Annotated in this window: 11 protein-coding genes and 3 pseudogenes; 10 read left to right on the top strand and 4 right to left on the bottom strand. The window is 35.0% G+C overall.

Going from position 1 to position 19945, the window contains the following annotated elements:
- Window positions 1–77: 77 nt before the first annotated feature.
- From C4E06_RS09550 to C4E06_RS09540, 4 genes and pseudogenes are all read right to left on the bottom strand, one after another.
- Entirely contained in the window at window positions 78–1238 is a 1161-nt protein-coding gene (locus tag C4E06_RS09550) for an FkbM family methyltransferase (protein WP_107667866.1), read from the bottom strand.
- Window positions 1235–4248 (bottom strand): annotated as a pseudogene (locus C4E06_RS09545) (glycosyltransferase). Before C4E06_RS09545 ends, C4E06_RS09550 begins: the two are co-directional and overlap by 4 nt.
- Window positions 4249–4479: 231 nt before the next feature.
- Window positions 4480–5721: a glycosyltransferase family 4 protein gene (locus tag C4E06_RS27755; RefSeq protein WP_198648472.1), complete on the bottom strand. Its 1242-nt coding sequence runs from the start codon at window positions 5719–5721 to the stop codon at window positions 4480–4482.
- Window positions 5706–8084 carry a glycosyltransferase gene (locus C4E06_RS09540; protein WP_198648471.1) on the bottom strand — a complete coding sequence of 793 codons (2379 nt, stop codon included), beginning with the start codon at window positions 8082–8084 and terminating at the stop codon, window positions 5706–5708. Before C4E06_RS09540 ends, C4E06_RS27755 begins: the two co-directional genes overlap by 16 nt.
- Window positions 8085–8670: 586 nt before the next feature.
- On the opposite strand from C4E06_RS09540, the gene C4E06_RS09530 reads away from it, so the two are divergent.
- The 10 genes and pseudogenes from C4E06_RS09530 to C4E06_RS09485 form a co-directional block, all read left to right on the top strand.
- On the top strand, window positions 8671–10326 hold the full coding sequence (locus C4E06_RS09530; RefSeq protein WP_107667865.1) for a hypothetical protein: 1656 nt from the start codon (window positions 8671–8673) through the stop codon (window positions 10324–10326).
- A gap of 138 nt (window positions 10327–10464) precedes the next feature.
- Window positions 10465–11295 carry a glucose-1-phosphate cytidylyltransferase gene (rfbF, locus tag C4E06_RS09525; RefSeq protein ID WP_107667864.1) on the top strand — a complete coding sequence of 277 codons (831 nt, stop codon included), beginning with the start codon at window positions 10465–10467 and terminating at the stop codon, window positions 11293–11295.
- A complete protein-coding gene (gene rfbG / locus C4E06_RS09520) occupies window positions 11280–12419 on the top strand; it encodes a CDP-glucose 4,6-dehydratase (RefSeq protein ID WP_107667863.1) in 1140 nt (379 codons plus the stop codon). The genes rfbF and rfbG overlap by 16 nt, the downstream gene beginning before the upstream one ends.
- Window positions 12420–12431: 12 nt before the next feature.
- Window positions 12432–13757 carry a hypothetical protein gene (locus C4E06_RS09515; RefSeq protein ID WP_107667862.1) on the top strand — a complete coding sequence of 442 codons (1326 nt, stop codon included), beginning with the start codon at window positions 12432–12434 and terminating at the stop codon, window positions 13755–13757.
- A gap of 54 nt (window positions 13758–13811) precedes the next feature.
- Entirely contained in the window at window positions 13812–15149 is a 1338-nt protein-coding gene (rfbH, locus tag C4E06_RS09510; protein WP_107667861.1) for a lipopolysaccharide biosynthesis protein RfbH, read from the top strand.
- A 243-nt stretch (window positions 15150–15392) separates the two neighbouring features.
- Complete coding sequence (locus C4E06_RS09505) at window positions 15393–16286, top strand: NAD(P)-dependent oxidoreductase (RefSeq protein ID WP_107667867.1); 894 nt, start codon at window positions 15393–15395, stop codon at window positions 16284–16286.
- 11 nt (window positions 16287–16297) lie between these two features.
- Window positions 16298–17587, top strand: coding sequence for an NAD(P)/FAD-dependent oxidoreductase (locus C4E06_RS09500; protein WP_107667860.1), 1290 nt, complete (start codon window positions 16298–16300; stop codon window positions 17585–17587).
- A gap of 38 nt (window positions 17588–17625) precedes the next feature.
- Window positions 17626–18570 carry a glycosyltransferase family 2 protein gene (locus C4E06_RS09495; protein WP_107667859.1) on the top strand — a complete coding sequence of 315 codons (945 nt, stop codon included), beginning with the start codon at window positions 17626–17628 and terminating at the stop codon, window positions 18568–18570.
- Window positions 18571–19120: 550 nt separating this feature from the next.
- Window positions 19121–19240 (top strand): annotated as a pseudogene (locus C4E06_RS28690) (NAD-dependent epimerase/dehydratase family protein); the annotation flags it as partial.
- A 111-nt stretch (window positions 19241–19351) separates the two neighbouring features.
- A pseudogene (locus C4E06_RS09485) lies at window positions 19352–19945 on the top strand (beta-1,6-galactofuranosyltransferase); the annotation flags it as partial.

The following is a 19945-nucleotide window of genomic DNA, read 5'->3' as shown; positions in this document are numbered from 1 at the left end:
AAAACAAGTCCTAGAAGAAAACTTACGACGGGGATAAGCATGATGTTAAATGACTTTTAAGTATGAAATAAATTATCTTAGAAATAAAGATTGGTATCTAAATTTTTAAAGTCGGTGATTTCAGTAATTTTTGCTCCTTGAACTGAGAGGGTATCATCAAAAGTTTCATTAAGAAAATCAAAATAAAGATCAATTTTTGCGGTTTCAGAAAGATGAATCACCCAGTCCCGATAACTAGAGGCTAATAAATTACTGTAAGCATGATAACGAAAAATTGGTTGATTGCCTATTTTAACCCCACAAGTTAAGTCATTGTCGGTTCCTTTCGCTGTAAAAGCAACATCTATTAAATAACGTCCTTTATCCAAAATTAAAGGGGTTTTTAAGCCCATAGAACCCTTTTCTTTACTTTGAAAATCTGATGCGTCTAAGGTGGTGACTTCTTGAAAACCAAAAGGCGGATTATAAGACACTTGGGATAAACGTTCTTGATGAATATAAAGATTATTACGTATTCCTACTCCTGGGGGATAATCTTTCGCATTTTCAATGGTTTGATAGGTGTTTAAATCAATGGAAATATATCCTTTTTCCAGCAAGAAATCTAAACAGCGAGTATCTTCTGGTTGAGTTTCTAAAATTAAATGGGGTTTAGCGGATTCAATGGTTTTGGCCATACCTTTAATGGCATCAAATTCGGCCCCTTCAATGTCCATTTTCACTAAATTAGGGACTAATTTTGTATAATTAACAAAATCATCTAAAGCAATGGTTGAAACCTCATAACCTTGGGTTCCGGTGGATTGCTCTGCGTAAATACTATCGTTAAGATGACTACCTAAATAAATAGGAACTTTGCTGTAGGATTTGTAATAAACCGCAGCATGGAATAACTGCACATTACTACACCCACTCAGCACAATATTACGCTGGCATTTATCCACAATTCTCGGACTAGCTTCAAAGGAACAAACCACCCCTTTGGGTCCCACCATACGGGACATAACGGTGGTTAAACCGCCGAAATTTGCTCCCACATCAAAAACCACATCCCCAGGACAACACAAGTCTCTTAAGGCTAATTGTACCGGGGGTTCCCAAAAGTTGCCTTGATACCAGGGAGAAATACCATACAGTCGGACTTCTTCGAGTTTTTGATTGAGTTGTAATTGTTGGTCAATTTCCGGGGCTAAGGCTTTGCTGAGTTTGGCTTTAAACCATTCTTTTAGTTGTTTCATGATTCTTCTGTTGTCTCCACTTTAGTTAACCATAAAAATGCGTGTTGTTCGTGGCGATTGTCGTTAAAAATTCGATAATCCGGTTTTAAGCCTAAACTCTTATCTTCGTCCCAAGTCCCTAAATGTTCTTCTTGAATTTGTTTCGCTAAATTGCGAGTTTGTAGGACTTTTTCTAACGGGGAAAATCGAGATAATTTAGGCATCCAATCTAAAGAACGATAAGCCTCTAGTAAGGTTTCAATTCCTTTAAAATACTTTAACGCTTCTGATTGGGGATTGATTTCTTTTAAGTACAAACTCAAATTATAAGCATATTCGAGATCACTACTGGTATGACCACAATAGGATTTACGATAGGCTAGGGAGAGGTAAATTAATTGTTCTACTTCCTCTGGGGTGCGATGAGCAAACGCGTAACGAACACCGGCTAAGGTTCGATGAACATACCAAGCTCTCATATCCTCAATTTCCGCCGCCGGACTTTGGGTGGTTCGTTCATCGGGATAATTCCAAAAAACCCCTAGGGTTCGATCAATGACTTTACTTTTAATATGGGGTAACAGTCGACTCTTAAATTCGGTGTCCCCTGCCCCTCGAAAGGTACCATCATAATAACCAAAGCGATCGTGAATGGAACGACGATATAAGGCTCCTACCCAAGATAAATAACAGGTTTCTAAATAGACTAAATCCTGTTGATAAGGAGTCCGATGGTAGGGCATAATATCGTTGACCCAATTGCCTTTTTTATCCACATTGGTGACTAAACTATGACCAATAACCCAGTCAATGTCTGGATTTTTATCTAACTCATGGGCTAGGGTTTCTAAGGCATCGGGTAAGATGGTTTCATCTACCCCCAGGAAAGATAAATAAGGGGATTTGGCTAAGGATATTCCTCGATTCCAAGCGGTTTGGATGGTTTCTCTAGCTTGGGAACGGACATACAAAATGGGTAAGTTTAACTGTGGGGCCAGTTGTTTAAAGACTTCATATTCATCCCCAGGAGAACCACTATCCACTAGGATAATTTCCCCATCCCCTGAGTGCATCAAGGTTTGATGTTGTAGGGTGTTTAAAAATAGGGGTAATTTCTCCGCTGCATTGTATAAAGAAACAATGATGCTAACTCGATATTCTGAGCGATCGCGACGATCATCAAATATTTCGTAATCCCATTCTTGGTTGTGTAAATTGTCTTGCCGGGCTTTTTCGATGAAATCGTAACACTTTTCTTCCCGTTGTCCTGCTTTCCCGTACATGGCATCAATAACTTCGACTTCACGGGTAAATCCTTTCTCCTGTAACACCCTCAGAATATAGGGAAGATCCCCAAAGCGATCGCCGTCTAAAAGCCTTAAACCCCTTAATTTATAGGTGGCAGAGACTAATTCATTGCCTCGCAATTCTTCTAAACGGGCAATTTCGCGCCAGGCCCGAACGCGATCAATACGGTAGCCGTTTTTTAGCTTATCACGCAATCCTTGTTCCGCTTCACCAAACGCCGAAGCCAGTTTCCAAAATTGTTTAACTTTAGCCCCCAAATCTTTTTGATTTAATTCTGAAGCTTTGAATGTGTTTTTATACTGTTCAAATAATTGAACTGATTTAATGGTTTGGGCAGTTTTGGGTTCTTCGAGGGGCTTTTTTAGTTTAGCTTTAGCTTGACCTATGGTATTTTTTAATTGTTTATAGGTGGGTTTAAGTTGCTTTTTAACCTGGGTTTTCGCTGTTTTAATGACAGGAATTTTGGAGATGCTAAAACCAGCCTGACCCGATTCCCAATAGGATAATAATTGAGTGTACCATTGGGCTAATTCTTCTTGCGTTGCTGTGTGGGAAACCGACGTATTATTATAGATATCTTCTAAATCGGGATCTTTAACTTCTAAATTAGCCTGAGATAACTGATTAACTAATTCTTCTCGATAGTCTTCATAGTTATCTAAAACCTTTTGAAGATTCGGAAGACTGGCATAAATATCATCAATATCAATGGTAAGAAAAGGAACGTTAGGGAAGCTTTCTTTTAGAAAACGACAAACCCCTGCCCCATTGCCAATGGCGGTGGGACAACCTGAAAATAGAGATTCTAGGGCAACTAAATTTAACGTATCGTATCGAGAGGGCAGTATTGTTAAGGATTTACTGGCAAATAATTCTGTTAATTCTTCCCGTTTCATGGGGGACACATCATCAAATTACTCTGACGATTGGTGATCATCTCTTGTAGATAACTTTGAGAGGATTTCGTATTATTATAATTATAGCTATGGGGGCCAATAATTTGGGCTTTACTGTAGCTAGTTTCGGGCAACCACCAAGCTAAATCAATGAAAATATCGGGACCTTTGCGTTTTTCAGTTCGTCCGATAAAGTTAAGAGTCGGAGGTTGGTTCGAGGGTAAACATTGAGTCGCCCGAGGCAGATCAAAAAAGTGAAGGGGATTATAATAATGACTGTCTAATTCTTCAATATCTTCTTGCCATTCATCGAGATAACTTTTACTAATTCCGTAGCGAATATCAGCAGCTTTATACTGCATTTTTTCTTGCAAATCAAGGGGAATATTAGCTTGGCCCCAGTCAAACCAATCTAAGCGAAGGGTTTTTGATATTTTTCCGTGCATTGACAGGGCAATACGATTAAATTTGATGCCATATCGTTGTAAAGCTGGCCTTAGAAAAATACCCCATTGTTCATAATCAGGCACATCAATCATATCAAATTGTTGATTTTGGGCCGAGACAGCAATATTACTGGCCATCACAAAAGCTCGTTCTACCCATTTAGGGGGGGTTACTTCAAAAAAGTTTTTAAAGTCATTAATTACAAATTGCTCTTTATAGGGAATCCCTGTTGCATTACTGGGTTTAGGTTGGTTTAATGGCTCTTTTTCGGCAATATAATAAAATTGAATTTGAGGATTTTTTTTAATGATACTGCGGTAAAAGGTTTGACCACCGCCAACCTTGCTAAATAAATCGAAATCAGCAATTAGGACTTTCATAAGATACTAATTAATCACTTTTTATTATAATCAGGCCTTGCTTGAGAGAATCAATTAATTCTATGGTTAAGGCTGATGATGGCATTCGTAAAATGTTAGGCACAACTAGAGCGTTTGTCAACTTCTTTGATAGGGAGTGAGTAATTTTAATCTTTAACCTCCCATTAGTTTATGAGAACTGATGTAAGATTATGGGATTTTGGTCATCTAAAATACAATCTAGATTACCTATCAATGCTGTTGCTGACGTTGACTGATTTCTGGAAGTTCCCTGATGAGTTTATCGGATTTTTCAATTAGCTGTTTATAGGAAGAATATAAGTGACGATAATCATAATTTTTGGCAAATGCTTGGGCGTTTTTAGCTATATTTTTCTTTTTTTGACTATTATTTAACCATTGAGCAATTAAAGGGCCATATTCATCTAGGCGATCGCAAATAATACATTGTTCCCCAGACGTTACAGGATAGCCTCGAAAAGCTATGGTTGTGCCTAAAACGACTTTTCCGTAGGCCATGGCTTCAACGGTTTTTAAAGAGGTTCCTGTGCCGGATAGAATGGGTGAAAGAACTAGGTTCGCACGATAATATAACGCGGAAAGTTCTTGATCACTGACTCTTCCCTTAGCGAGAAAATTATGCTTCTCTTCGGGTTCCCAACAACTTCCTACAATCACAAATTGACAAACAAGATCACGATATTGACTAGCAAAGTCTTTGGCTATTTGTTGAATAATTTTTACAGCTTCAATATTGGGATCATGACGACTGCCAACGAATAAACAGAAGGGTTGTTTGATCTTATTTAAAGATAAATGTTCCATTGATTTTTCATCAGTCTCTTGGTTAATATCAACGGGGTTAGGAATAACAAGAGAAGATAAATGATATTGTTTTAAAAAAGCTCGATCGTCTTGAGAAACACAGATGAGATTATCGGCTTGTTGCAAGGCTTTAATTTCTTCTGTCAAAGCAATTTTTCCGAGTAGGGTATTTTGATCAAGTTGTTGGGCTAAAATATCATGTGCCGTAATTATTAATTGAGTTTGATATTGCTGACAAATATCACCAACCGTTAACGCCCAAAATGGATATTCTAAAATCACGGTGTCTGCCCATTTTGCTAATTTTTTAACATAATTAATAAATCCTGAATCAAAGCGATATTGATAGTATATCCAAGGTAACCAATGCTCTGAAGATTCTAAATTTTCTGAAGTTTGATGGTTTTGATCAGTTTCAAAATTTAAAGCATCAAACCATGATTGATAAGCATCTTTATAAAGGTCGTTAACTAAACAATAATCTTGATAAGATTGTTGATAGTAAGTGTAATGGACACCATTCTGTCTAAAATCTTGAGCGTCTCCAGTGGTAAATAACCACACCTGATAAGATTGGGACTTCAAATAATCAATGAGTAAACCAACCCGTTTACTTGCACCACTTTTTCGCTCTAAAATATCCCCCAAGGATATAAAATTGCTACTTTTTTACCTATTGTTTTTTGGCAGATAGCTGGATCATTAAGTAAAGATTTAAATACTTTATCTATGATTTGAAAATCATTACTTTGATCTAAATTTTGATCCCCACTAATAACATATCCTTTGGGCTTATTAATGGTTTCTTTTACTTTTTCTAGTTCATATTGATGATAAAAAATTAAAGCATCACATTGATTCAGTAATTGACATTCTAATTCATAGTCTTCTTGAGAAATATCACGATGATTATTGACAGCATATTGATAAGATGCAATTTCAGGAACTTCACAAATTATTGAAGATTGTGTTATATTGAATCGATCAATAATACTGTAACTAACAATAGAATTCAGAAAAATAACATCAAATTGATTAGTTTGTAGTAATTGACTCAAATCTGATGGAATACTTAGATTATATCGTTCAATTAAATCTCTTTTAAAACTTTTTTGATTATTTAAAGTCTCTTGAATATATTCTTTTAGATTAAGATTGTAAGGAATTATATTAGGAGAAGCATAATCAACAATCCATCTTTGTTTTAGGTTAACTGAGAAATCTTGAAATAGTTGATCAATAACTGGATAAATTTGATGATAAAAAGGTTCGTAATTTTCTCCTTTTCGTTCTTGCTTATTGGTAAAAAATAATCCATAAATTTCATAATCACAACTTCCTAAATATTCAAGATAGTTACAAAAAGAATGATAATAAAACTCTTGATCTAATAAAAAATCACTTTCTATTACTAACAAAACTTTAGGCAATAATCTCGGTTTATTCTCAACAACTATTTGATTATTTGTATCATTTTTTAATTCATTGTTTTCTTCATAATTAACATAATTATTGTCTTTGCTGTCTAGTAAAGTTTTAACTAAACTATCAGGAGAATTTTTTTCAAGCCATCCCTTAGAAAATGTTTTAGCTGACTCTGAAAATCCTTCTAAATTTTCGACAATTTCTATAACTTTTTTAGGTATTTCATGAGGGTTTTCATAAAGACTTGCTCTTGATGAGTCTACTTGTTTTCCTAACCAACTATTTTCAGGAACAATAACGGGTTTTCCTGCTGCTAAAGCTTCTGTTAATACCCCTGAAGTGCGGAAACGATAACTATTAGTATCATAGGGTAAAATTAAAGCATCAGCTTCTGCTAAAAGTTGATAATAAGCATCAGCAGACATAGCCGTTTTTATTAATTTTACTTTACTGTCTGGATATCTTTCTAAAGCTAAACGAGCTTGAGGAATTAAGCCTTCTCCTCCCTCAATGCTAAAATTAGATTGAATGGTTACTTTAATTTTTCCAGGTTGAATATAATCTGTCCATAAAGATTCAACAATATTCGGTAAATAATGATAACCTTTTTCTGGTCTTGCATCCCCTAAATAAACAAGATGAACAGGTTGATCTGTATTTGATTTCTTTTTTATTTGCTCTAATTTTTCTTGTCTAAAAGGAATAGGTATTTTATATAATTTGACCTCACTTAAACTATTATAGCGTTGAATCAAGTCATCAGTATCTGTATAAAATTGTATTTTATCAGGCCAAACTTTAGATTGATAACAATGTTCAAAAATAGCTTTTAATCCCATTCCTGGAGCATAAACCACTAAAGGATCATCAATATCTCGACGTAAAAGAATATGAAAGCGAGGCATTTTAGATAGATTCTGAGAAGTTAAATAATGATAGACTTCTTCAACTTGATGAATACCTATAGTATGAATAAATATTTCATCCTCTGGCGTTGCTTTGATAGCTTGTAAAACTTTAGACAAACTGTCCTTGAAGCTTTCAGTTTTTGGAGTAAATAGTTTACTTAAGACTTGATTTATTTTTTTTAAAAATACAGATAATATATATCGAAATAACCCCCAAATAATTTTAAAGATTCCCCATAAGGTATTAGAAAAGGGAATAGATCGTAATAAAATAATATCTTGTTGTATCCAATTCACTAATCTTGAGGTACTTCCTTTAATTTTCTCTACAAGGAGTTTTAATTTAGGTTGGTTTAATTCCCAATATTTAAAATAAAATTGGAATTTATGATTTATTTTTTCTGATAAATTTTCTAGAGGATTATTTTGTAAAAATTCAAAAAAATCTAATATATTACTTTTTTGTTTAGAAAACACTGGGTTATCAAACCAATCGACTTCAAAGGCTGAAATTACTTTAATATAATCAGGATATAACGTTTTTGGAAAAGCCTTATTAGCAACAATAATAGACTCATATCCTTGTCTAGCTCCTGCTTCAGCAACGGATAGACTACATTCGTAATGATGTCCTTGCAGATTACATAAGGAGTGGTCTATGATGATAAGTTTTTTCATAATTAAGATATGTGATAAACTTTCACTCTAAATAATAATTGATTTTGAAACTAATTTGATCGAATTAACTAGAAACAACTTACTATGATAGTTTTACTCGTAACCCAGAGGAATGTATTTTCCATCAAGAGGAAACATTTAAACGCAGTCTTCGTCGGAAAATGAAACAAGCTGCTATGAACAACAACTATATGATGAATGTTCTCAATGCTTTCTGTCAAGCGGATGTTAGGAGCTTACCCTGGTTTTCTACATCAACGAGAGAAACCGGTTGTTCTTTTCTTCAAAATGAGAATTGCCGGTTTGACAGAAGATGGATAAGCTTAGTATTAGTTACTTAAATAAAATCCAATTAAAATTATGCTCACTGGTATTCTTAATAACTTCTTAAATGAGAGTCGGCTTTTTTTAGTATTTTTTTTAACCCCTCTTATTCTAATAGTCGGATACGAAATCATTTATCTTTTTTTTAGAAAGAACATAAGTTATAACATAAAAGATACTTCTGTATCTTCATCCGTTATTCATCAAAATAGTCAGTTTAAGCTTAGGGATTTACTGCGACCCCAGATTTATCATTCCTACCTTGATTTTTGTCCTTTTTTTAATTGGGTATATTGGTTTGATTTTCTATAAAGAAGATTTTGCGTACCTAGACGAGATGTTTTTTACAGATTTATCTTTAAGAGGCATAGCCGGTGGTTTCATGATCTGGAGAGACTCAGGTAGGTTTGTTCCTTGGGGTTTACAGGAGTATAACTTTCTGGCTTTATTGGGTAAATCTTTCTTAGTTTATCGAGGTTATTCAGTTTTTCAGCTTGTCATTCTTGTGTGGGCTATTTACCAGATTTTATCTAAATTTCCTATTTGGTATCGGTATGTCACCCTATTTTTTATTCTGATTAATCCTGCATTTGTTAGTTGTTTTGTTATCCATACTAATGCTAATACAGAACGAAATGTCGTATTTTTTCTAGCACTTTTAATATGGGCTTATATACACGCAATAAACAATGATAATAGATATCGTCGTTTTTATATGTATAGTGCCTTTATTTTTGCTCAGTTCTGTCTTTACTATAAAGAGCCAGTTTTTGTCATGTTAAGTGGCTTTGCCATTACAAGAATGATCTTTAGTTTTTCTTATGATAAAAATATTTTTCATAGAAAGGCAATACAAAACTTTTTTTGGAGAAATTATATCGATGTTGGCATCCTAATTCTTTCAATTATCTTTTTTCTTAACTATCAAATAGAAGTTGCACCTTACATAACACAAAGATTTGATCATGTTTTATTTCCTGATCGATCCTTATTTGATGTATTTATGATATACATAAAAGCCAACTTTTTGTTAATTGCATTTTTCCTGATATTTATTAGTAAAGTTATTTATCAAATTTTTCGGCACAAAAGTATAGATTCAATACAAGAGTCACTAGCCGTCGGCGCAACTTTATATTTTTTGGTTTATGTCAAACTAAAAGTCGTTTCGGAATTTAGACCGGAATATATTGCTCCTGTTTTACTCATCGCAACTCTTTACTTGAGTGATTCCCTTTATCAGTTTTTTGTTATTATTTTACAACGTAAATTTTTACATTTTAAAAAATTAATTCTTATATTTTTGACATCATTATTATTGTTTGTTTCATTAAGTCAATATGTTAAAACTAGCTCCCGACTTCTTCTGAACAGAAGATCAGTAGTTCAAGGAAATATTCAACTATCCCGTGCTATTGCAGATCATACAGAAAGCAGTTCTGAAAATTCTTTTGTTCTATTTTTTCCAAACTCAAAGTCAGATGGTGTATACATAGATAATACAACTATCTTTTACTTTTCTCGATATTTAAATTATAAAGGTTTTCAGTTTTATCCTAAAGCTAAAGAAGGATCACATAGGATGATGATTGATTCTCGTACTCCACCTTCACAGAGTCTTATCTCAAAAAAAACGACCTTAACCCTTAAAAGTCCTAACCAATTTCCCAAAAATCAATGTGCATCTTGGACTGATGTGACTCCATGTTTTTCAGCAAATGAGCCTCAAAAAAATGAATTAATTGTATTACTCCCTGGCCTTTATCCCCCTGAATCTATCAAGTCATTAAAAGCTGATTCAGTTCCTCTGATGGAATATGACTTTGTAAAAGAATCATCATTAATTGAAAAAATCCTAATTCAACTAGCTAATTCTCCGTCATTTCCTCAAAATGCCTATCTATTTCGTCAACTTTGAGGGATTTGATTGGGCAAGGCCACCCTATTTTTACAACACTACTCGGATTTGCTATTATGCGTAGGTACTTGAACTGTCTTATCATGTTTGTCCATTTTTGTCCATTTTTGTCCATTATAATTAAATAGTAGGTAGATTATGGTCATGCAGCCCGTTAATTTAACGATTAAGAAGTCTCCAATAGATATTCCTGTCGCTCTCTTATGTGGGGGAAAAGGAACAAGATTGCGAGAAGAAACGGAATTTCGTCCTAAACCCATGATTAATGTGGGAGATCGTCCCATTATCTGGCATATCATGAAAACCTATTCCTATTACGGCTTTAGAAACTTCATGTTATGTCTAGGCTATAAAGGAAATATGCTCAGAGAATATTTCCTTAATTACGATTGGAATCATAATGATGTTCTCTTAGAATTAGGGACTAAACAGGTCACAAAACTGAACAATGGCCACTCAGAAGAAGATTGGCGTTTATGGTTAGTCGATACAGGGCAAGAAACGATGACAGGGGGACGTTTAAAGCGGTTAGCCCCCTATTTAGATCAAATGGGAAGTGACATTTTCCTAGCCACCTACGGGGATGGTGTCTGTGATCTTAATATTGCAGATGTTCTTGATTATCATTACAGTCATGGCAAACTAGCTACCATTACAGCCGTTCGTCCTGCGTCTCGTTTCGGTGAACTGATGATCGAAGACAATATGGTTAGTTTCTTTAAAGAAAAGCCCCAAACCACTGAAGGATGGATTAATGGGGGCTATTTTGTGCTAAGTCGTAAAGTTTTGGATTTAATTGAGAGTGATGACACCATTTTTGAAGCACAACCTTTAAAAACCTTAGCTGCCTTAGGTGAACTCGCTGTCTATCGTCATGATGGGTTTTGGCAGTGTATGGATACCTACCGCGAACTTGAATTACTGAACAATCTTTATGAATCTGGAAAAGCTCGGTGGAAAGTATGGTAAATTCGTCATTTTGGTCGGGGAAAAAGGTTTTTCTCACGGGACATACAGGATTTAAGGGATCTTGGCTGTCGTTTTGGTTAACTTTAATGGGGGCTGAGGTCAAAGGACTCAGTTTAGAACCGAATACTCGCCCTGCTTTATTTGAACAATTGGGTTTATCTGAGCATCTTAGTCATCATATTGGTGATATACGCGATGGTGAGTTGGTTTCTCGTCTAATTCAACCTTGGCAACCCGATGTTATCTTTCACTTAGCGGCACAACCTTTAGTCAGACGTTCCTACATTGAATCAGTGGCAACATGGAATATCAATGTTATGGGAACCATTCATGTTTTGGAAGCCCTCAAAACCCTAACTCATCCCTGTGCCGCTATTTTTATCACCACTGATAAATGCTATGAAAACCGTGAATGGGTCTATGGCTATCGGGAAAATGACCCATTAGGGGGTTATGACCCCTATAGTTCCAGTAAAGCAGGTGCCGAACTGGCGATCGCATCTTGGCGGAATTCTTTCTTTAAAACCTGTCAAACTCCCATAGGGATTGCAAGCGTCAGAGCAGGTAACGTCATTGGTGGCGGAGATTGGGCAGAAGATCGCATTGTCCCCGATGCAATGCGGTCATTAATGGCTAAGGAAGCAATTCCCGTCAGAAATCCCCAAGCAACCCGGCCATGGCAGCACGTCCTTGAACCATTAGGGGGGTATTTATCATTAGCAGAGCGTATCTACCAACAACTGATAACTCCTAATTGGGAGCAAGATCAAGATAAGCTCTATGGGGCGTTTAATTTTGGTCCTGTTTTGGCTTCTAATCGTTCAGTCAAAGATTTAGTTGAATGTATTTTATCCCATTGGTCAGGTGAGTGGTTAGATCAATCTGACCCGAATGCAGTGCATGAAGCCAAATTACTCAATTTAGTGACCGATAAAGCCTTTCATACTTTAAACTGGCAACCTGTCTGGAATTTTGAGCAAACCATTGAAAAAACCGTTAATTGGTATTATCAAGCCAATCAAATCTCTGTCGGGGATAAAGAGCAATTTCAAGCCTTAACTCAGGTGCAGATTAAAGCGTATCAAAACGATGCTCAGAAGCCATTAATTAACGCATTTGGTTGAAGCATAAATTTTATGAAAATCACCCAATCTATTCATGATCAAGTAAAACGGATGCTCAATCAGCCTTCAAACATTGATGGTAGAATGTGGGTATCTCTTTCCTTTTTAAGCTATTTTGGTTTCCTATTTGTCGCTAACTTTTTTGTTTCTTATCAGGAAGTTTGGAAAAAGTTAAAAGTCCCAGCCATGAATCCTTCTTTTGCAGATTTAAGAGCAATATTAACGGGTTTTGAATGTACTCGATTGGGTTTTGATGTTCTCTTAGAAAATCCTTGTGACCCGTGGGATCGTCCTGTAATATATCCTCGGATTTGGTGGAAGTTGACAGGATTAGGATTAGACGAAAGCCATACTGTTATGATTGGGATTTTACTAGGGATTATATTTTTTTTTATTACCTTTATGATGATTGGCCGACTGAATCTTTATGAAGGTATTATTTACAGTTTAATTCTCTGTTCACCTCCAGTGATGCTGTTAATTGAACGAGGAAATCTCGATCTTATTATCTATGCTATGGTATTTTTAACTTTACAAATGGCACAAAGTCAGCAAAGATGGGTAAGAATTTTAGGGTATATTGGGTTACTCATTCCAACTGCCTTAAAGATTTTTTCTTTTTTCTCCTTAACAATTATCTTGAAAGAAACCAGAAAAATTTTTATTCTCTATTTTTTGCCTTTGTTCACCCTTTCAGCCATTTACATCTATAGTATTAAAAGCGAAATATCCGTTGCCCAGAACTATAGAGATATTTTTACATGGTATTCGTTTGGATATGAAATATTGTTGAATAAATTGTCTCTTATCTTCTCTCTTTCTTGGATATTGACGAGAAAATTACATCTTTTTGCTATTTTTGGGTTGATTCTTGCTTTAGCTGGATTTGCTTTTTTTATCTTCAGGAAAGTTGTCCCGACAGTTTTTAAAGATATTATGAATACCAATTCTTTAAAAAAACAAAACTTTTTACCATCAAAGACAATACTACCTGATTCTAGAGCGTTAGATGCTTTTCGCATAGGTAGTAGTATTTATTTGGGACTATTTCTATCAACTATTTCATTTGATTACAAATTGGCATTTTTAATCTTTGCCATTCCTCAAATTATCCAATGGATTAAGCAAGATAGTCCTCAATTAGCCATTCCTTCTAGTTTTGGTTTATTAGGAATTCTAGCAACATTTTATCTAAGTCCTTTAGCTCATCAATTCTTAATTGACGAATTGGTTAATTGGTTGTTATGGTTGTATTTCTTGTATGGTTTTCTTCTTACTTTACCCAACTGGATGAAACTATCTATTAATCGCTTAATTCCTGAGAAAATGTTGGTCTAATTTTTCTTGATATTCTCTTAAACTATATTCATTACTTTAATTTTAGCAAAACTCATGACTCAATCCATTTCACGTCCCAATGCAGCCATTGAACAAGAATTACGCTCAAAAGTCTTTGATGCTGTCCAAGAGTATTATCAATTCAAATTTAAGGATAAAACCTTTATTCCGGGACAAACTTATGTTCCTGTATCAGGTAAAGTCTTTGATGACCAAGAGTTAGTTAAATTAGTGGATTCTTCCCTTGATTTTTGGTTAACAACTGGACGTTATGCTGCCGAATTTGAAGCCAAATTTGCCGAATGGATGGGGGTTAAACATTGTCTATTAGTTAACTCTGGCTCTTCTGCAAATCTAGTTGCCCTTAGTGCGTTAACCTCTCCCAAATTAGGAGAGAAACGGCTAAAACCGGGGGATGAAGTGATCACGGTTGCGGCTGGTTTTCCGACAACAGTTAACCCTATCTTTCAAAATCAACTCGTTCCCGTTTTCTTGGATGTAAAATTACCGAGTTACGACTTAAATATTGATCAATTAGAATCTGCTTTATCAGACAAAACAAAAGCAATCATGATTGCTCATACTTTGGGAAATCCTTTTAATTTAGAAGCAGTTATGGCTTTTGCTCAAAAACATGATCTTTGGGTGATTGAAGATAATTGTGATGCAGTCGGAAGCACTTATAATGAACAAAAAACCGGAACATTTGGTCACTTAGCAACCGTCAGTTTTTACCCGGCTCATCACATGACAATGGGTGAAGGGGGTGCGGTTTTAATGAATGATACCCGATTAAAAAAATTAGTGGAATCTTTCCGCGATTGGGGACGAGATTGTTGGTGCGCACCGGGGGTGGATAATACTTGTAATAAACGCTTTGGTTGGCAATTAGGAACATTACCGTTTGGCTATGACCATAAATATACTTATTCTCATGTGGGTTATAATTTGAAAATGACTGATATGCAGGCCGCTGTTGGCGTGGCGCAATTGGAAAAATTACCTGAATTTGTTCAGAAACGCAAAGATAATTTTAATTTTCTCTATGAACAATTACAAGGGGTTCAAGATGTCTTAATCTTACCAAAAGCTGCACCAAATTCTGACCCCAGTTGGTTTGGTTTCCCCATTTTTGTTAAAGAAGATGCACCATTTACCCGTAATGAATTAGTGCAACACTTAGAAGCAAATCGCATCGGTACACGGCTTTTATTTGGCGGTAACTTATTGCGTCAACCCCTTTATCAAGGCTTAAATTATCGTGTCGTAGGAGATTTAAGTAACGCTGATAAAATCATGAATTGTGTCTTTTGGATTGGTGTTTTCCCTGGATTAACTCAAGAAATGTTAACCTATGTCGCTGACACGATTAAAACTTTTTGTAAAAAATAATGGACGATCAGTGATCTAAATGGGTTATAAGGGCGCGTATGCTTGCGCCCGTGTGCTTGATCTTTTTAAAGCCTCTGACTGGGTTTATATTTCTTCAGTAAAGTTTATCCCATCAGGAGAAATTCGACGTAGCTATACCCCCCATTGAGAAAGGGAAAATCTTACTATTGTTATAGAAATAGGCATTGATACTAACAGATTATAAATTTCAATTTTTGATAATTTTATAAGTATTTAATGATTATGAGTCAAACGATTTTAGTAACCGGTGCAACGGGTTTTCTAGGAAGTCATTTAGTTAAAGGACTTCTCAAACAAGGACACAAAGTTATTATTATGAAGCGAAGTTTTTCTAATACTTGGCGACTTCAAGAAATTTTACCTCTATTAATTAGTTATGATTTAGATACCATAGATTTTACTCAACCTTTTCAAGATATTCCCTCAATTGATGCTATTATTCATACCGCCACTTGTTATGGAAGAAATAAAGAAAATATCAGTTATTTAGCTCAAACAAATACCCTATTCCCCTTACAATTATTAGAAAGAGCGATTAAATACAATATTCCGACTTTTATTAATACTGATACGGTTTTAGATAAGTTTCTCAATCCCTATGCTTTATCTAAAAAGCATTTAAGGGAATGGGGACAATATTTTGCAAATTTGGAGAAAATTCGCTTTGTCAATATCAAACTCGAACATATGTATGGTGAGGATGATGATGACTCAAAATTTACCAGTTATGTCATTAATAGTTGTTTGAATAATGTTAAAAAATTAGAGTTAACCGCAGGGGAACAAAAACGAGATTTTATCTACATAGAGGATGTAGTCTCTGCTTATCTCATTTTACTCGATCAAGCCCATCAACAGTCTGGCTATTTTCAAGATTATGAATTAGGAAGTGGGGAAGCGGTTTCTATCCGTGAATTAGTCGAAATGATTCATAAAATGACTCAATCTCGAACAAAATTAAACTTTGGGGTAATTCCTTATCGTCCCCAAGAAGTGATGCACTCTCAAGCAGACATTAGTCAATTAACTTCTTTAGGTTGGCAACTTCAATCTACTTTAGAGCAAGGTTTATTATCAACAATTAATGCTTATTTAAACAGACATCAACATTCATAGGAGTTAACCTTATGGAACATTTAACCATTTTAGGAGCAGGATTTTCAGGGTTATCCTCTGCCTATCATTTTTCAGGAAAATCAACTTTATATGAAAAAAGAGATAGCTTTGGAGGAACAGCATCCTCTATGCAGTGGAAAGATTTTGTTTTTGATTATGGACCTCATGTTTCTTTTACCAAGGATACTTATGTTAAAGACTTATTAGCAAAAGCTGTTGATGGCGAATTTTTTATTAAAAAAGCGTTAACAGGTAACTATTATCAAGGCCACTGGGTTAGACATCCTGCCATTTGTAATTTATGTGATTTACCCCCCGAAGTTAATCGAGATGCCCTAGTCTCTTTTATTGAAGCCAGAGAAGCAAATGAATTGCCATTAAAAACCTATCGTGATTGGTGTGAACAAGGACAAGGAAAATACTTTGCCGATCATTTTACCCATCTTTATACGCGCAAATTTTGGACAGTAGAACCCGAAAAAATGACCTATCAATGGGCTGGAGAAAGAGTCGCAAGACCTGGCCTCAAACGAGTGATTGATGGCTCATTAGGATTACAAAGTGATAGTGGTCATTATTTTACTGAATTTCGCTATCCTAAAAAGGGAGGTTATGGGGCTTATAGTGGGTTTTGGAAAGAAGCAGAAGAGCGAATAAATTTGAACTTAAATCATACCATCACGGAAATTGATTTAAAAAAACGGATATTATCATTTGCCCAACAACCATCAGTTAATTTTGGTGATACGCTAATTAGTTCTCTACCCCTACCGGAATTTGTACGCTTAGTTTCGGATGCACCTGACGCTGTAAAAGCAGCGGCCAATCAACTCCAATGTACTTCTATTGCCTTAGTTAATATTGCGCTTCAAGAACCAGCCCTTTTACCCTATCATTGGCTTTATATTTACGATGAAGATATTATCGTCCCTAGAGTGACGTTTTACTCGAATTTATCAGAATTTAATGCTCCCCCAAATTGTACCGCTATCCAAGCAGAAGTTCCCTATGGTAACAGTCGGCCTTTACCGTCTGAAAATGTGGTAGAAAGGGTCATTTCTGATTTAGAAAAATGCGGTATTTTAAAAAAATCAGCCATTCTACACGCATGGCAAGTTAATGTGAAGTATGGTTATGTTATTTTTGATTTTCAACGAGAAGCAGCCGTAAAAGTCATTCATGATTGGATGAAAAAACATGAGGTTAAACCAGTTGGTCGGTTTGGCTTATGGCAGTATTTATGGAGTGATCAAGCGATTAAAAGTGGTAAACAATTAATCTCATCTATGATTAAAGTGTGATATGATTTTTTGAATTATTTTAATTAGGAATAATATCAATGAGTAAAAAACTGATTAGTGTTGTCACTCCTTGTTATAACGAAGAAGGAAACGTTGAGCGAATTCATGCTGAAGTTAAAAACATTTTTAAAGACCTCAAAGATTATGATTATGAACATTTATTTATTGATAACGGTTCACAGGATAAAACTGTCAGTATCTTAAAAAAGATTGCTGAACAAAATCCTAATGTAAAGGTTATTGTGAATGCCAGAAATTTTGGCTTTATTCGTTCGTCTTTTTATGGCTTAATTCAACCCGAAGGAGATGCAGTTGTTTTAATTTTCTGCGATCTACAAGATCCCCCTAGTTTAATGGTTGATTTTATCAAAAAATGGGAAGAAGGCTATCAAGTCGTTTTAGGGGTAAAAAGTTCAAGTAAAGAAAATTTTATTGTCTTTAATTTGAGAAGATTATATTATTTTTTGGCAGGTATTTTATCAGAAGAAGTCGAATTAGTGTCTAATTTTAATGGATTTGGTTTATATGATCACCAAGTGATTGAAATTCTTCGTTCCATCAATGATCCTTATCCTTTCTTAAAGGGGCTTATTTCAGAAATAGGCTTTAATAAAACTATTATTAAATACCAGCAAAATGTAAGAACACAAGGAAAAAGTAGTTTTAATTTTTACCGACTTTATGATGTTGGAATGTTAGGGATCACCACTTATTCTAATCTTCCTTTACGAGTGGCGACTTATTTAGGAAGTTTTCTATCTCTGTGTAGCTTAACAATTGCCGGTGTGACCTTAATTTTAAAAATCCTTTTTTGGGATTATTTTCCTATCGGAACAGCTGCCATTCTTGTTGGTTTATTTTTCCTTGCTTCTGTTCAACTCTTTTTCATTGGAATGCTAGGAGAATATATTGGACTCATGAATAAGAGAATGCTAAAACGTCCTTTAGTGGTAGAAAGAGAAAGAATTAATTTTGATAAATAAAAGATTCGGGGTAGTTTAATCACTAATAGGAAAAGCAGGAAGTCCAGCTATAAAAGCAGTGGATATGGTAATGCATCGAACAAAAATTGAAGGTTTACAGCAATCACTTTATACGGTTGAACTTGCTCTTTCAGATTTAGTTGAAGAACGATAAATGTATGTTTTGGTTTCTAGTCCTTATTCCCTTGCACTTTTTTGAACCCAAAGAGGGTTCAAACCCTTGTCAGAACTACCTTATCCTGATATCTTGCACGCCTTACATAAAAACTAAAAAATGTAAGCATTTAGTATTCAGCACTCAGCAGTTCCTCACTCCGTTTCGGCTTTAGCGCGAACAGTGTTGTCTGAAAATGGCTGATGGCTGATAGCTGACAAACTAGCTAGTTTTAGCGAAGGTGTAAGATGTGAGTTATCGCAATTATTCAGCAAGCCCTATCTTAAATGATTTGACGACATGGGAATCACTACCTAGTTCTTTACAAAAGATTCTAGGCTAGTTTAGAATACCTTACATTCTGTGAATTAGCTTTTTAATTTAAAAATATACACTATGAAAATTGCTTTGGTAACAGGCTCTGCTGGTTTAATTGGTTCTGAATCTGTTCGGTTTTTCTGTAATCGAGGCGGTAGTGTTGTCGGTATCGACAATAATATGCGTCAAATCTCCTTTTATTGTTAAATATTGATTTTAAAAACTTGCCCTTAGCATGGCTCAAAAGTTCATTTTTTTCGTCACTCAACTGTAATAGAATAGTCTTAATATCGCTAATAATACTAAACAATGGATATTACATCGTTAGAACATGAGCAACAGCAACTCAGAAATGATCTGACTTCCTTGATTGATAATCTTAATCAAGACAATAACCAGGAAAATAAGTTGAATCACTCCCGAAACAGCTTCGATTTTATCATTACTCATTGTGAAGTCAATGACCGTCAAGGAGTGGGAATCTTAGTTAAGCGCATCTTTTCTGATTCCTCCCAAGTAATTTCTTTGCGCTCCCGTAATCTTTATGAAGGTCAGCAATCCTTTGGCGAATCTGATTACTGCCTAGCTTATCATAACTCTAGTCGGGCTGAAATTTTAGAGACAGTTTCTCAAACCTTTAGTCACAAAAAACCCAAAAGGATACTATGTATTCCTTACTATCCAGATGATATGTTAACAGCGATCGCTCTCAAGGATATATTCCATGTTCCTCTCTGTATGTATATCATGGATGATCAAAATATTTATGTGAATAATATTTCTGATGAATTAACAAGAGAACTATTAGAAAAATCAGATTTATGTTTAGGCATATCACGGAATTTATGTCAAGCTTATGAACAAAAATATCAAAAAAGATTTTGGTTTTTACCCCCAGTTGCT

The sequence above is a fragment of the Cyanothece sp. BG0011 genome, assembly GCF_003013815.1.
In the GTDB taxonomy this organism is placed as follows: Bacteria; Cyanobacteriota; Cyanobacteriia; order Cyanobacteriales; family Microcystaceae; genus Crocosphaera.
Note: the sequence above shows the minus strand (reverse complement) of the source record. Positions and strands in the feature narration are given on the sequence as shown.